14 protein-coding genes and 1 pseudogene are annotated in these 15093 nt (G+C 69.5%); 10 read left to right on the forward strand and 5 right to left on the reverse strand.

Annotated elements, in window-relative coordinates:
• Positions 1-36 precede the first annotated feature (36 nt).
• From flgA to flgF, 3 genes are read right to left on the reverse strand one after another with little or no spacing between them, the layout of a single operon-like run.
• Entirely contained in the window at positions 37-1080 is a 1044-nt protein-coding gene (gene flgA / locus ACFE7U_RS06770; protein ID WP_375408970.1) for a flagellar basal body P-ring formation chaperone FlgA, read from the reverse strand.
• A gap of 34 nt (positions 1081-1114) precedes the next feature.
• The gene (flgG, locus tag ACFE7U_RS06775; protein WP_375408971.1) at positions 1115-1906 is read right to left on the reverse strand and encodes a flagellar basal-body rod protein FlgG; all 792 of its coding nucleotides are present in this window, start codon (positions 1904-1906) and stop codon (positions 1115-1117) included.
• Positions 1907-1920: 14 nt separating this feature from the next.
• Positions 1921-2661: a flagellar basal-body rod protein FlgF gene (gene flgF, locus ACFE7U_RS06780; protein WP_375408972.1), complete on the reverse strand. Its 741-nt coding sequence runs from the start codon at positions 2659-2661 to the stop codon at positions 1921-1923.
• A gap of 293 nt (positions 2662-2954) precedes the next feature.
• Between flgF and fliL the strand changes: the two genes are divergently transcribed.
• The 10 genes from fliL (at position 2955) to ACFE7U_RS06830 (ending at position 13820) form a co-directional block, all read left to right on the forward strand.
• Positions 2955-3464, forward strand: coding sequence for a flagellar basal body-associated protein FliL (gene fliL / locus ACFE7U_RS06785; protein ID WP_375408973.1), 510 nt, complete (start codon positions 2955-2957; stop codon positions 3462-3464).
• 114 nt (positions 3465-3578) lie between these two features.
• Positions 3579-4796, forward strand: a complete 1218-nt coding sequence (gene fliM, locus ACFE7U_RS06790; protein ID WP_375408974.1) for a flagellar motor switch protein FliM — start codon at positions 3579-3581, stop codon at positions 4794-4796.
• 8 nt (positions 4797-4804) lie between these two features.
• Positions 4805-5377, forward strand: coding sequence for a DUF6468 domain-containing protein (locus tag ACFE7U_RS06795; protein WP_375408975.1), 573 nt, complete (start codon positions 4805-4807; stop codon positions 5375-5377).
• Positions 5374-6171, forward strand: coding sequence for a MotE family protein (locus tag ACFE7U_RS06800; RefSeq protein ID WP_375408976.1), 798 nt, complete (start codon positions 5374-5376; stop codon positions 6169-6171). Before ACFE7U_RS06795 ends, ACFE7U_RS06800 begins: the two co-directional genes overlap by 4 nt.
• A gap of 163 nt (positions 6172-6334) precedes the next feature.
• Positions 6335-6592, forward strand: coding sequence for a hypothetical protein (locus ACFE7U_RS06805; RefSeq protein WP_375408977.1), 258 nt, complete (start codon positions 6335-6337; stop codon positions 6590-6592).
• Between the two features lie 79 nt (positions 6593-6671).
• Complete coding sequence (locus ACFE7U_RS06810) at positions 6672-7313, forward strand: invasion associated locus B family protein (RefSeq protein ID WP_375408978.1); 642 nt, start codon at positions 6672-6674, stop codon at positions 7311-7313.
• Positions 7314-7401: 88 nt separating this feature from the next.
• The gene (locus tag ACFE7U_RS06815) at positions 7402-7797 is read left to right on the forward strand and encodes a hypothetical protein (RefSeq protein ID WP_375408979.1); all 396 of its coding nucleotides are present in this window, start codon (positions 7402-7404) and stop codon (positions 7795-7797) included.
• Positions 7798-8039: 242 nt separating this feature from the next.
• Entirely contained in the window at positions 8040-9152 is a 1113-nt protein-coding gene (locus tag ACFE7U_RS06820) for a hypothetical protein (protein WP_375408994.1), read from the forward strand.
• Between the two features lie 152 nt (positions 9153-9304).
• Positions 9305-10333, forward strand: a complete 1029-nt coding sequence (locus tag ACFE7U_RS06825) for an amidohydrolase family protein (RefSeq protein WP_375408995.1) — start codon at positions 9305-9307, stop codon at positions 10331-10333.
• A 202-nt stretch (positions 10334-10535) separates the two neighbouring features.
• Entirely contained in the window at positions 10536-13820 is a 3285-nt protein-coding gene (locus tag ACFE7U_RS06830) for a hypothetical protein (RefSeq protein ID WP_375408980.1), read from the forward strand.
• Positions 13821-13884: 64 nt separating this feature from the next.
• Here the strand turns inward: ACFE7U_RS06830 and fliP are convergent, their stop codons facing one another.
• Together fliP and ACFE7U_RS06840 are read right to left on the reverse strand one after the other, a co-directional pair.
• Positions 13885-14670, reverse strand: a complete 786-nt coding sequence (fliP, locus tag ACFE7U_RS06835; protein WP_375408981.1) for a flagellar type III secretion system pore protein FliP — start codon at positions 14668-14670, stop codon at positions 13885-13887.
• Between the two features lie 108 nt (positions 14671-14778).
• A pseudogene (locus ACFE7U_RS06840) lies at positions 14779-15093 on the reverse strand (hypothetical protein); the annotation flags it as partial.

Raw genomic sequence — 15093 nt, forward strand, 5'->3', positions numbered from 1 at the left:
GGCTTCCGAAACGGAGGGGATTCAGGCGGGACGGATTCAGCGGACGGTGGTTTCGAGGGCGGCGCTCGCCTGCCGAACCGGCGCGGCCGGACCGACGGAGACCCGCCCCGGCCCGATCACGGTGCCGGAGACGACCTTCTTGGAGATCGGGTTGGTGACGCTGACCGTGGCGCCGAGCCGGCCGCCCTCATTGGCGAGGCCGCGCAGGGAGAGGTTCAGGCCGGGGCTGTCGAACACCAGCGTCACCGCCTCGCCGCGGCTGACGAGGTCCGGCGGTGCGACGTCGCCCGAACGCAGGACCGAGCCCGCGCTCAAGCTGCGCTGTGCCATCTGGCCGACGAGGATCGCCGCGCTCGGCTGCGCGTCCGCGGGGACGGCCTCGCGCGGGCGCCGCTCGACGGCGATGTCGGCCGGCGCGATGGCCTCGCCGCGATTGAGGGAACGGCCGAGCACGGCGACCTCCCGCATCTCCACGATCTGACCCGTCACCCGAAGCGAAGCTTGGCGGTCGCCGAGCACGATCAGGGCCGCCACCCGCTTGAGCCGCGGGTCGTAGGCGAGATCGACGGCATTGGCTTGGCCGTCGAGGTCGATGGGCGCCAGGAGCACGGGCGTCTCGCCGTCGATCCTCAGGGCGAGGTTGCGGCCCTCGATGCCGTAGCCGGATTCGAGGGCGCGCTTGATCGCGGCCTCGATCTCGGCCGCGCCGACCCGCCGGGCGGCGCGCAGGACCGCCACCTGGACGCGGCCGCCGGTCTCGACCTCTCCGAGCCCGAGGCGGGCGACGGCGTCGGCGATGCGCTGGGCCTGGATGGTGCCGGTGGCGCCGAGTGCCGGAGCCCGGAACAGGGACTGGCGCGCCGCCTCGGCGCTTGCCCCCTCGACAAGGTCGCCGAGCGTGAGCACGTCGCCCCTCGCCGTGACGTCGCCGCGCATCCGCAGGCGACCGGGCTCGGCCAGGACCGGCAGGGCCAGCGCGCCGAGGACGAAGAGTGCCAGCAGCGTGCGGATGACCGCGCCTGCGCCCAGGGGAGCGACGCGGGGGCGATGGATGCGGTTGACGGGCCTCAGCACGTGCATGGAAATCCTCCCTCGTAGGATGGTCAGTCGGAGATCAGCTGCGGAACATCTGCGAGGTGGTGGAGAGCATCTGGTCGGCGGCGGTGACGACCTTTGAGTTCATCTCGTAGGCGCGCTGGGCCGCGATCAGCGACGAGATCTCGGTCACCGCGTTGACGTTCGCCTCTTCGAGATAGCTCTGCTGCAGATTGCCGAAGCCCTCGGCGCCGGGCAGGCCGGTGATGGCCGGACCGGAGGCGGCGCTCTCGACGAACAGGTTGTCGCCGATCGATTCGAGGCCGACCTTGTTGACGAAGCGGGAGAGCTGGAACTGGCCCAGCGCCTGGGGCGCCGTCTGCCCCGGCACGGTGGCCTGCACCGCGCCCTGGGCGCTGATGGTGACGCTGGTGGCGTTGTTGGGCACCGTGATGCCCGGATCGACGAGGTAGCCGTCGCGGGTGACGAGCTGGCCCTGCGCCGAGAGGTCGAACGAGCCGTCGCGGCTATAGGCGGTGCGCCCGTCCGGCATCGTGACCCGGAAGTAGCCTTCGCCGCGGATCGCGACGTCGTATTCCTTCTGCGTGCTCGACAGGGTGCCCTGCGACATCACCCGGGCGGTCGAGGTCGTCTTGACGCCCGAGCCGATGGCGAGACCGGCCGGGAGCTGGGTGTTCTGGTCCGAGGTCGAGGAGCCGGCCCGGCGCAGGTTCTGGTAGAGCAGGTCCTGGAAATGCGGCTGCTGGCGCTTGTAGCCGGTAGTGCGCAGGTTCGCGATGTTGTTGGAGATGACCTGGACGTTGAGTTCCTGGGCCGCCATGCCGGTGGCGGCGGCGTAGAGGGCGCGCATCGCTCAAAGCTCCTTCAAGCGACGTCGGCGAGGCGACGGATCGCCGTGCCGCGCAATTCGTCGAGGCGGGAGATGATCCCCGAGACCATCGTGTAGGTGCGGTTCACGTCCATCAGCCGGGTCATCTCGATGACCGACTTGACGTTCGAGCGCTCGAGCGCCCCCGATTCCAGGCGTCCGGCGAGTCCGGCGGGCTGCGGCGGGGCATCCGAGGCGTAGAGGTTGGCGCCTTCGTTCCTCAGCGCCTGCGGATTGGCGAAGGTGACGAGGCGGACCCGGCCGCGGATGCCCAGATTGGTCGAGACCGTCCCGTCGGGGCCGACCGAGAGGCCGGTCTCCTGCGGGCCGATCTGGATCGGGCCGCCGTCGCCTTGGACCGGGTAGCCGTCGCTCGTGACGATGGTGCCCTGCGCGTTGGTCTCGAAGGCGCCGTTGCGGGTGTAGCGATCGCCCGTCGGCGTTTGCACCACGAGGAAGGCCTCGCCGCGCACCGCAACGTGGAGGGGGTTGCCGGTCTGCTCGATCGGGCCCTGGCCGAGGTCGAGGGCGGTGCCCTGGTCGATGACGTAGGAGAGCCGGCGGTCGGGGCGCTGGAACGAATCCGCGCTCGCCACCGGCATCAGGTATTCCTGGAAGCGGCTGTTGCGCGACTTGAAGCCGTTGGTGGAGACGTTCGCCATGTTGTTGGCGATCACCTCCAACTCGCGCTGGAGCGCGACCTGGCTCGAGACTCCGACGAATAGGGCGTTCTGCATCGGTGGACGAAGCCTCGTGGCGCAACCTGCAACAACAATGAGCGCACGGACCGTGCCACGCCGAACGATCGCGTTTTCCTCATTTAAAACAGCGGTTTGATCGAACCGACGGAGGAGCGTCCCGCTTTCCTTTCGGTGCCGGCGGCAAGTCCGACCCGGCAGGTTTTGCCGCCTTAACGGCGCGTTAACCCTGAATGCCGATATCTGGCCGCAGGGGTCGGAACCGACGCGCCTCGCGCGGCCCGTTCCCTTCATGTCGACAGCATCGTTCGTTGGGTCCGGGGGCGCGTCAGATGGCCAAGAAGCCCAAGAAGGCCGCCGCCGCCGAGGGCGAGGCGGGCGAGGGCGAAGCCCCGAAGGGCTCGAAGAAAAAGCTCATCATCATCGCCTCGGCCGTGCTGCTCCTGGCGGGAGGGGGCGGCGGCTACTTCCTTATGAAGAAGAAGCCCGGAGCCGAGGCCCATGCCGACCCGGCGATGGCCGTGAAGATCCCGGTGGTCTTCCTCGACGTGCGTGAGATGTTCGTGAACCTCAGCACCGAGCCGGGCCAGGAGAAGACGAAGTTCGCCAAGCTCAAGATCGCGCTGGAGCTCAAGGACGCCAAGGTCGAGATCGAGGTGAAGCCCCTGATGCCGCGCATCGAGGACACCTTCCAGGTCTACCTACGTGATCTGCGTGCCAGCGATCTCGCCGGATCAGCGGGGATCTACCGCCTGCGCGAGGAACTCCTACGCCGCGTCAACGTGGCGATCCATCCGGCACGGGCGGAAGCGGTGCTGTTCAAGGAGGTCGTCGTCCAGTGACGAAGGCGGCCGGCCGGCACGGTGCCCTCGCCCGATCCACCGACTTCCCCTCGTCCGGGCCGATGCGGCTCGGTCCCGTGACCTGAGGCCCGCCGGAGCGCGTTCGAGACAACCATGGCCGGACCCGACGACGAGATCGAAGAGGACGACTGGGCCGCGGCTCTGATCGCGCAGAACGCCGACGGCGGCGAGTCGTCCCTCGCCGACGAGTGGGGCGCCGCGCTCGCCGAGCAGGGAACCAGCAACACATCGGGCGACGTCGCCGCCGAATGGGCGACGATGATCGAGGACGGGGAGACCGACAACCTCCCCGAGCTCGCCGGCAACGACCGCATCCTGAACCAGGACGAGATCGACGGCGTCCTCGGCTTCTCCCTGCGCGAGCTCTCCGCCTCGGGTGCGGGCGGCGTGCGCGCCATCGTCGATTCGGGCGTCGTCCAGTACGAACGCCTGCCGATGCTGGAAATCGTCTTCGACCGGATGATCCGGTTGCTGTCGACGAGCCTGCGCAACTTCTTCCAGGACAACGTCGAGGTCACCCTCGACAACATCACGTCGGTCCGCTTCGGCGACTACCTCAACTCGATTCCGCTGCCGACCCTGCTCGGCGTGTTCCGGGCCGACGCCTGGGAGAATTCGGGCCTCGTCACGGTCGAGTCGAACCTCGCCTACTCGACCATGGACCTCCTGCTCGGAGGCAAGCGCGGCGGCTCCTCGACGAGGCTCGACGGGCGGCCCTTCACGACGATCGAGATGCAGCTCGTGCGCCGCCTCGTCGAGATCATCCTCACCGACCTCGAACTCTCGTTCCAGCCGCTCTCGCCGGTGAAGTTCGGGATCGACCGGATCGAGACGAACCCGCGCTTCGCCACCATCACCCGGCCGGCCAACGCCGCGATCCTGATCAGCCTCAAGCTCGACATGGACGGCCGCGGCGGCGGCCTCCAGATCCTGTTCCCCTACGCCACGATCGAGCCGATCCGTGAACTGCTCATGCAGAGCTTCATGGGCGAGAAGCTCGGCCGCGACCACGTCTGGGAGAGCCATCTCGCCACCGAGATCTGGCAGGCCGACGCCAAGATGGACGCGGTGCTCCACGAGATGATGCTGCCGTTGAAGAAGGTGCTCTCGCTCAAGGTCGGCGACACCATCATGTTCGACACAAAGCCCTCCGACCTCATCACCGTCCGCTGCGGCGACTGGGCCCTGACGCAGGGGAGGATCGGGCGGATCGACGACAACATCGCCGTGCAGGTGACGCGCCCTCTCAGGCGCTCGCGCACCACGCTCCAGGCCTTCGAAGCCTCCATGAACAACCGCAACGACGGGTGAGCATTGCCATGAGCCTACTCGTGACCCTCACGGCCGACATCCTCGTCGCGGTCCTCCTCGTGGCCACCATCGTGTCGTCGGTGCGGCTGAGCCGGCGCATCACCAAGCTGAAAGGCGACGAGGCGGCCCTGCGCCAGACCATCGGCGACCTCGTGACGGCCAGCGCCACCGCCGAGCGGGCGATCACGGGTCTGCGCGCCACCCTCGACGAATGCGACCGCAGCCTGGCCCAGCGCATCGGCACCGCCGAGCGCTACGCCGCCGACCTCTCCGCCCATGTCGAGGCGGGCCAGGCGGTGATCGCGCAGATCTCCGCCATCGTCTCGAACGCCCAGCCCGGCCGCCCCGCCCAGCCAGGCCCGCAAGCCGCGGTCGCGCCCACCCGCCCGGTGCAGGTGCACCCGAGGGAGGAGCGCGAGACGGACGGCTCCATCACCGTCCGCCCCGGCCCGAGGCGAGAGGCCACCGTGACCGACGCTCCGCCCGCGAGCCCCAACGGCGAGCGCATCGGCGTCGCGGCGGCGGCGGCCCTCGCCATGTCCGAACGCGCCCTCGGGCGCCTGCGCAGCCGCGCCGCATGAAGACGCCGATCCGCCTCGCGGCTCTGCGCCAGCCGCGCCCCTACAAGCTCCGGCTCGTGGACGCGGTGACGCTCGCGGCTTTGGGCCTGCTCGTGCTCAAGCTCTCCGCCATCGCCGTCGAGGAGGCGCCGCCGCCCAACGCGCCGCTTCCGGACTTCGCCCGCGTGCTCGCCAATGCCCGCACCGGCTACGAACCCCTCGATCCGACCACGACCGGCTCCGTCACACCCAAGGAGACGCCGCCCCCGGACGCCAAGGCGGAGCCGGCATCGGTCAAGCCGCCGCCCCCGCCGGAGGCGATCCCGGCGAGCGAGCGCGCGATCCTCGAGCGGCTCGGCGCCCGGCGGGAGACGCTCAAGCAGCGCAGCGACTCCCTCGACCTGCGCGAGCAGATGCTCGGCACCGCCGAACGCAAGCTCGAAGAGGGCGTGTACGACCTCAAGCGCACCGAGGACCGCGGCGAGGGCGGAACCGCGCAGCGCGCCGAGGTCGAGCGCGCGGCCCTCAAGAACATCGTGACGATGTACGAGACCATGAAGCCCAAGGACGCGGCTCGGGTGTTCGACCGGCTCTCCCTCGACGTCCTCGTCCCCATCGTGGTCGCCATGAACCCGCGCAAGATGGCGGAAGTGCTCGCCTTGATGCAGTCGGAACCCGCCGAGAAGCTGACCGTGGCGCTGTCCTCCCGCGCCCGCGGCGAGCGCCCCGCGACGGCCGCGGCTCCGGTGGCGGGCCTGCCGGCCAACGAGCTGCAGGCCATCGAGCCCGCCGGCCGGATGCAGCCGACGCGCTGAGGCGACCGCACGCCGCGTGGCTTTCGCGCAACAGCCGGCGCGCCAGAGCAGGCGGGACCCTGTTGCGTCGCCGCCTGCGGCTCGGGACCCTTGCGGTGCGGCAGGGAAGGGCGCTTATTCCGCCGACCGTGGCACGAGGCCCCGGGCGGACGGGGGCGTCGGCGTGTCGGTCTATCACCTGCGGATCCGTTCGCCGGAAGCGACCATCTGGTGCGATGGTCATTCCCTGGAGACGACGGATCTCACCGTGGCCGTGACCATCGCCGACCGGCTCGCCCTGGCGTGCCGGCGGTGTTCTGACGCCTACCGCGACGTGACCGCTGGCTGGAACATCGACATCATCGGCGAGTGCGGCGACATCTTCTACACCGCACGCGTGGCCTGGGCCTCCTCCGTCGGCATCGGATGCGCCGTCCAGTAGTGACGGAACTTCCGGTTGCGGAGGCGTATCGACCCCGCTAGGCGGCTCTCTTCCGTATCCGCCAGCCGCCCGGGATCTCATGACGTCCTCGTCCCAGAGCCGATCACGTGCCGCCGCATCCCTTCTCCTGACAATCCTGCTCGCTCCAGACGCGGTGGCGCAGGAGCCTCCGGCGGCGCCCGAACTTCCGGCGGCCGTGGCTCCGAAACCGCGACCGCGCAAGCCGGCGGCGAAACCCGCGCCGGAGAAGGTCGAACCAGCCCGGACGGCGTGGCCGGAGGGCGCCAGCGCCCTCAGCGAGAGCTACGGCAGCTGGACCGTGACCTGCGCCCGCGCCGATGCGAGGCCGACCTGCCTCGTGACCCAGTCGCAGGGCGATGCCCGCACCGGTAAGCGCGAATTCGTCATCGAGATCAAGGTTCCGACGGAGGGCCGTGCCGAGGGGATGATCCTGATGCCGTTCGGCTACGTGATCGAGCCCGGAATCAGCTTCAAGCTCGACGAGACGGTGCTCGGCAAGGGCGCGCCCTATCTCAGCTGTTCGCTCGAAGGCTGCCTCGTGCCGATCAGCCTGCCGACGCTTGCCACCGACACCATGAAGACTGCCAAGACCCTGAGCGTCATCGGCCAGAAGCAGGACGCCAAGGAGCCCACGACGATCGCGGTGCCGCTGGCCGGCTTCGGCCAGGCCTTCGCCAGGGCTATCGCGTTCGCGAGCTGAACGGCTCGGGGGCGATCGAAGGGCGCATCCATCCGACAGGGCAGGCAACCCCGAACCCCCCGAGCCCGAACACCGACGAGGACAGACCATGACGCTTTTCAAGGGGACCGCCATCGCGGCGGCACAAGCCGCCCTCTTCGTTATGAGCGCCCTCGCGGCGCCGGCCATGGCACAGCCCGCCCCCGAGCCGACCCCCGAGGAAGCCAAGATCGAGCGCCAGAAGAACAACGCCGCTAAGCTCGCCGGCCTCGCCGGCTTCGTCGATCAATCCTGTCCCGATTCGAAGGCCGATCGCGATCGGCTGAGATCCGTCGTGACGCGTCTCGGGATCGACCCGGCCGCGCTCGGCGAGGGCGACCTCCTCATGCGCACGAAGACCTATGTGGAGATCTACCAGAAGGACGTGGTCGCCAATTGCGCCCGCGCCGTGCAGAGCTTCGGCGAGTCCGGCACCACGATCCCAGGCCTGATCGGCAAGCGCTGAGGCCGGCGGGTCGTGTCTCAGGTTGGGTTCGGCCGCTCAGCTGGCCGCCGATGTGAACGTGTCGGCTGGCAGGAGTTGCGGGTCTTCTCATTAACCAGGAACATTCGGTCAGAAACGTCGCCCGATGCGGATAGCGCGGCAGCTGCAGCGCTGGACGAACACGACACCGCATCGTCTGATGTGTTCCCAGACGCAAAGCTAAAAAAACATCTCAGGGAGGAGCCGGCATGCTGCGACGTTTGATGGTCGTTGTTCTACTCGGACTTACCGTTTCCGCCGCGGCAGAAGAACCCCTGCGGTTCGAAGTCGATCCCGCTTGGCCCAAGCGTCTGCCGAACGACTGGATCATGGGGCAGGCCGCAGGCGTCGCTGTCGACGCTCAGGACAACGTCTGGGTCGTGCAGCGTCCGCGTTCGCTCACCGAAGACGAGAAGGCCGCGAGCTTGGATCCGCCACGCACCCGGTGCTGCAAGCCGGCGCCGCCGGTCCTCGTCTTCGACCAGCAGGGCACGCTGGTGAAATCCTGGGGCGGACCCGGTGAGGGCTACCAGTGGCCGCAGAACGAGCACGGCATCCATATCGACCACAAGGGCTTCGTCTGGTTGGCTGGGAACGGCGACACCGACGGCCAGATCCTGAAGTTCACCCAGGACGGCCGCTTCGTCCTCCAGATCGGCAAGCAAGGGCCGCAGACCGACAGCCAGGACACGAGCCGCCTTGGCAAGCCCGCTGCCATGCAGGTCGATCCCGAGACCAACGAGTTGTATGTCGCCGACGGCTACTACAACCACCGCGTCATCGTGTTCGATGCGGAGACCGGCGCGTTCAAGCGGATGTGGGGCGCCTACGGCAAGCCACCCACCGACGAGAAGCTGGGTCCCTATGATCCGTCAGCCGAGCCCGCCGCGCAGTTCCGAAACCCGGTCCACTGCGTGCAGATCGCCCGCGACGGGCTGGTCTACATTTGCGACCGGACCAACAACCGCATCCAGGTCTTCAAGAAGGACGGCAGCTTCGTCAAGGAGATGTTCGTCGAGAAGAACACACGCGCCAACGGTGCGGTCTGGGAACTCGCCCTGTGGCCCGACGAGGGTCAGAGCTACCTGCTCAACGCGGACGGGGCCAACAACGAGGTCCGCACGCTGAGGCGCGACAACGGCGAGGTTCTGGGCCGCTTCGGCCGCAACGGCCGGATGGCCGGCGACTTCCACTGGGTTCACAATCTCGCCGTCGACTCGAAGGGCAACGTCTTCACCACCGAGGTCGACACCGGCAAACGCGCACAGAAGTTCCTGTTTCGCGGTGACATGGTGCTGCGCAAGCGCGCCGCGATGCCGGAGGGTGGCCAGCGATGATCGCAGCATCCGGTTCCCTCGCAGATGCGTCCTGCGCCTGTTGCCTACCGCGTCGCGGCTTCATGCGGAGCCTTGCCGGCCTCGGAGCGGCAGCGATGGCCACGTCCCCGATTGCCGCGCGGGCCGGGCCTGAACCCTCGCGCTACAAGGGCATCGTGGTCGACTGCCATGGGCACTACACCACCGAACCGCCTGCCATGTTGGCTTGGCGCAAGCGCCAAATCGATGCCATCAACGACACAGCACAGTCACCCTCTCCATCTGACCTCACGGTCAGTGACGACGAGGTAAGGGCGAGCGTCAGTGGGCGTCAGCTCAAGCTCCAGTCCGAGCGCGGCATCTCGCTTGCCCTGTTCTCACCGCGCGCCGGTGGCATGGGGCATCACATCGGCAATGCCCGCACCAGCCTCGACTGGTCGATCGTCTCGAACGACATGATCCACCGTGTCGCCAGCCTGATGCCGAAGAACTTCATCGGTGTTTGTCAGCTGCCGCAGACGCCGGGTGTCTCACCAAAGAACTGCACGGCTGAACTGGAGCGCTGCGTGACGCAGCTCGGCTTTGTCGGCTGCAACGTCAACCCGGATCCATCCGGCGGTTACTGGACCGACCCACCGCTTTCCGACCGGTTCTGGTACCCGCTCTGGGAGAAGATGGTGGAGCTTGACGTGCCCGGCATGGTCCACGTCAGTGCCTCGGCCAACCGCAACTTCCATGCAACGGGAGCGCACTACATGAACGGCGACACCACCGCCTTCATGCAGTTCGTCACCTCCGACCTGTTCAAGGACTTCCCGACGCTGCGCCTGATCATTCCGCATGGCGGCGGCGCAGTGCCCTACCATTGGGGACGCTACCGAGGGCTCGCGCAGGACATGAAGCGGCCGCCCCTCTCCGAGCTGATGCGCAACGTCTTCTTCGACACCTGCGTCTACCACCAGCCCGGCATCGACCTGCTGCTCAAGGTGGTGCCGAGCGAGAATGTCCTGTTCGCCTCCGAGATGGTGGGAGCTGTGAACGGGATCGATCCCGAGACGGGCCACCCCTACGACGACACAAAACGCTATGTCGAGGCGGCCTCGATCACGGACGCGGAGCGAGCGAAGATCTACCTGGGGAATGCTCTGTCGGTTTATCCCCGTCTCGGGGCCAAGATTAAGTCTGCCGAACTGGTGCCATAGGCAGTCATGCGGCGAACGCGAAGGTCCGCGGCGGCGCAAGGCTGCATCATCGCGCCTGGAGACGCCGCCCGCGCTCCCGCAAACCGGGGACGCGCCCATTAAGTGAGCGTTAGCCTCGATCGGGGAGAGTGACGCTCACGTGTGGCGTATGGCGGCGAATCCCTCGTGACGGGAGCGGCGCCCTTGGGTTTGGCGTTCAGCGATGGGTCTCGGCACCGGTATCGCGACAGGACGGAGCCGGCTTCGTGCCGTCCTCCTCCTCGCGGTCCTGACCGCGATCCTGACGGGCGCCAGGGCCGAGGCCGCAAAGCTCCTGACGATCAAGGGACTGCAGGGCGACCGTTACGGCCGCATCGCGCTGACCTTCGATGCCCAGGTCATCGTGAAGGCGACCATCTCGGGATCCGTGATGGTGGTGCGCTACGGCGAGCCGAGCCCGTCGGGTGCCGAGCGCATCGCCTTGGAGATGCCCGACTACGTCTCTGCCGTGCGCCGCGATCCCGACGGCACCGGCATGCGCATCGCCCTTCAGCGGCCCTTCCGCCTCAACGTGCAGGCGGCCGGCGAACAGGTCTTCATCGATCTCCTCACCGACGCGTGGACCGGGCTGCCGCCGCCGCTGCCGACCGAGGCCGTCGCCGAGCTGTTCCGGCGCACGAAGGCCGCCGAGGCGGCCCTGCGCGCCGCCATGCCGCCGACGGAACCGAAGCGCCTCGTCCTCGAACTCGCGAATCTGCCCACGGTCACCCGCCTCAGCCTGCGGCTACCGCCGGACGCCGTGCCCCGGTTCGAGTCCAGCGGGGAGGAGACCTCGCTCGTCGTGCCCGGACCATGGCGCATCGACGACATCGCCGCGCGTGGCCGGACGAAGCCCGCCATCGACGTCCTCGCCGTCGAGGCCGATGCCGCGGGCGTGCGCCTGCGGGTGGTTCCGGCCGCCGGCTGGGCCGTGCGGACCGCCCGTGACGATGACGGGGTCACCCTCGACCTCGTCCGCACGGATCCGCCTTCGGAGGTCAAGGCGAAAGCCGAGATGAAGCCAGGGCCCCCCGCGCCGAAGCCCGCCGCCGCCCCGGCGAAGCCCACCGAGGAGGTGCGCCCGGTCGAGCCGCCCAAACCTCAGGACTCCGCTCCCCCTGCGGCGATCGTGCGTCCGGAGGGGCCGGGCCTCGCATTTCCGTTCAAGGTCCAGCCGGCCGCGGCTCTGTTCGAGCGCGCCGGCATCGCGACCCTGGTCTTCGAGACCTCCGAACCGGTGAGCCTTCCCGCTTCCGCGCCCCCGCTCGCCGCGCTCGGCCCTCCGGTCCGCACCGGCGGGGTCGTGAGCCTTCGCTTCTCCGTGCCGCGCGACCGCCTCCTCGACCTGATCCCCACCGGCGTCCCGGGGGCGCCGACCGGCTGGGAACTCGTGGCCGGCGTGAACCTCGCCGCCAGCGACAGCCTGCAGGTCACCAGGAAGCCGGAAGCCGAGGGCAGGCTCGGCATCGCGATCAACCTGCCGCGCCCCGCCAATGCGACCTGGCTCGACCTCGATGGGGAGCGCATCGCGGTGGTGACAGGGTACGGCCCCAGGCCCGCCAGCATCCCCAAGCGGCAGGTCTTCGTGGATTTCGAGATCCTTCAGAGTCGGCAGGGCGTCGCCATCCTGGCCCAGGCCGACGATCTTCTGGTCAGGCCCGACATCGACGGCGTCGCCATCGGCCGCGAGGCCGGCATCGCCGTCTCGGGCGTGGCGCGGACCGCCGAGCCGACCCTCGTGGCGATCGACGGCCTCGCCGTGGAGCGCGGGCCCTGGGAGGCGTCCCAGCGTGGCGCCGTGCGCGAATTGCTGGCCGAGCAGCTCCAGGCCGCCGCCGCGGCGCCGCGGCCCGGCCGAGGCCCCTTGCGCCTGGCGCTGGCCAGGAGCCTGCTCGCCAACCGGCTCGAACCCGAGGCCCTCGGCGTGCTCACCGCGGCGGCGGCCGAGGACCCGGTTCTGGCCGGGCAGCGCGACGTCGCGCTGCTGACCGGCATCGCGCAGGCCCGCATGGACAGGGACGCCGAGGCCCGCCGCGTCCTCGGCACCGAATCCCTCAAGCGCGACCCCGAGGCGCGCCTCTGGACCGCCTTCCTCGACACCAAGGCCGGGCGCTGGCCCGAGGCCGACGCCGCCTTCCGCGCCGCGATGGGCGTGCTCGATCGCTATCCCGACGATCTCCAGGCCCTGCTGCGCGCGAGCGCGGCGGAAGCCGCGGTGGAGACCGGCGATTGGGAGACCGCCTCGCGACAGATCACCACCGCCACCGCACGGGCGGCCGAACGTCTGATCCAGGACAGGCTCGCCCTGCTGCGGGCCCGCGTCGACGAGGTCACTGGCCAGACCGAGGCCGCCTTCACCGCCTACGAACGCCTCGCCGGGAGCCCTGAGCGCCCGATCGCCGCCGAGGCGACCCTGCGCGCGGCGATGCTCGGCCAGGCCCTGGGCAGGCTGACCGTGCCGGACGCCATCGAGCGCCTGGAGATCCTGGTGCTGACCTGGCACGGCGGCGAGACGCAGTTCCGTACCATCGCGGCCCTGAGCCAGCTCTACACGCAGGCCAAGCAATGGCGTCCGGCCTTCCTGGCGGCGCGGCGGGCCAACACCATCGCGCCGAATTCGCCGGCCACCCGCGCCCTGCACGACGCGGCGCAGGTGCTGTTCGACGACCTCTTCCTCGGCGACAAGGCGGCCGGTCTCTCCGGGGTCGAGGCGCTGGCCCTGTATTTCGACTTCAAGGAATTCGCGCCGATCGGCCGGCGCGGCGACGAGATCGTGCGACGACTCGCCGACCGGCTGGTGCAGCTCGATCTCCTCGATTCCGCAGGCGAGCTGCTGCAGCATCAGGTCGATCAGCGCCTCGCCGGCGCGGCCAGGGCCGGTGTCGCCGCCCGCCTCGCCGCGATCCGCATCATGGACGATAAGCCCCTTCTGGCACTGCAGGTCATCGACGCCACCTACGGTGCCGAACTGCCCGAGGACCTGCGCCGGGCGCGCGCTCTCCTGCGCGCACGCGCGCTCTCCGACCTGTCGCGCACCGACCTCGCCCTGGAGACGATCGAGGGCGAGACGGGGCCGGATGCCCTGCGCCTGCGCGCCGACATCCTCTGGAGCGGGCGGCGCTGGCGAGAGGCGGGCGAGGCGCACGAGGCCCTCGTCGGGGAGACGTGGCGGTCGGGCAACCCGCTCGTGGACGGCGTGCGCGCCGATGTCGTCCGCGCGGCGATCGCCTACGGCCTCGCAGGCGAGGTTCTCGGGCTCGAACGCCTGCGCGCGAAGTTCGCCGGTCCGATGGCCGAGAGCAGCGATGCCCGCACCTTCGCGATGCTGGTGCAGCCCAACGCCGTTCGCAGCCAGGGTTTTCGCGAGGTCGCGCAGAAGGCGACGAACGCCGAGACCCTCCAGGCCTTCCTCAAGGAATACCGCAAGCGCTACCCGGACAGCGCCGTTCCGCCCCGCGGCCAGCGCTAGGGCGAGCCCGGCGCCCGCGCCGCGGCAGACGGTGAGCCCGCCCGCCCGCCAGGCTGATTGTCCTCTACGTCCCGTAGCTCTGCACGAGGGAGCCGGCCACCAGGGTCCAGCCGTCCACGAGCACGAAGAAGATCAGCTTGAAGGGCAACGCCACGGTGGCGGGCGGCACCATCATCATCCCCACCGCCATCAGGATCGAGGCCACCACGAGGTCGATGACCAGGAACGGGATGAACAGGAGAAAGCCGATCTCGAAGGCCCGCCGCAGCTCGGAGATCATGAAGGCGGGAGTGAGCACCTCGAGCCCGACCTCCTCGGGCCCGGCCGGGGTCGGGATCTTGCCGAGGTCGAGGAAGAGCTTGAGGTCCTTCTCGCGGACGTTCTTGAGCATGAAGGTCTTGAACGGCGCCGAAGCCCGCTCGAAGGCGACCCCTTGGGTGATCTGGCCGGCGAGCAGGGGCTCGATGCCCTGGCGATAGGCCTCGCGCCCCACCGGCGCCATCACGAAGGCGGTGAGGAACAGGGCGAGGCTGACGATGACGGTGTTGGGCGGCGCCGACTGCGTGCCCAGCGCCGAGCGCAGGATCGACAGCACCACGACGATGCGGGTGAACGAGGTCGTCATCACGAGGACGGAGGGCGCGAGCGCCAGGACCGTGATCAGGGCGACGAGCTGGAGCGCCCGCTCGGTCACCCCGCCACCGGCGCCGAGATCCACCGAGACGCTCTGCGCACTGGCCGCCGCCGTACCCAGCGCGAGGGCGAGCGCCGCGGCAACGAGACGGGTTGCCCGGAGCGCGGCCCGGGCGCCGGTCGATGGGGTCGTCGTGAGGGATCGATCGCGGTTCATCGCGCCGGCAACCTGCGTCGGCTCCGTGGGCGGCGCAAGCGCTGCGGAGGGGATGAAGCCGGGAAGTCGGCCCGCGTGCTTTTCCGGCACGGGGCTCAGGCCCCGAACTCAGTTCTTGCGGTCGAGGGGACGGCCGAGCAACCGCGCGAACTCGGCTTCGATCTCTTCCACCGAGAAGGGGTTCGGGCTGGGGGGCGAGGCCTGGGGCTTCGATGAGGGTGCCACCGGCGGCGCTGGTTCCGGCGTCGATGCCAATTCCGGTTCCGGCCCAGCCGGCGGCTCGGCTTCGGCAGCCCTCGGGGATTCCTCGAACAGACCGTCACCATCGGAAGGGCTGTCGGCAGCACTCGCCATGGCGGCGGCCATCGGGTCGGTCGGCGGTTCCGGCTCCCGAGGCTTGGTCGGCTCCTCGGCGGGCTCCTC

Origin of the sequence: uncultured Methylobacterium sp., assembly GCF_964251405.1 — a bacterium.
Taxonomy (GTDB): Bacteria; Pseudomonadota; Alphaproteobacteria; order Rhizobiales; family Beijerinckiaceae; genus Methylobacterium.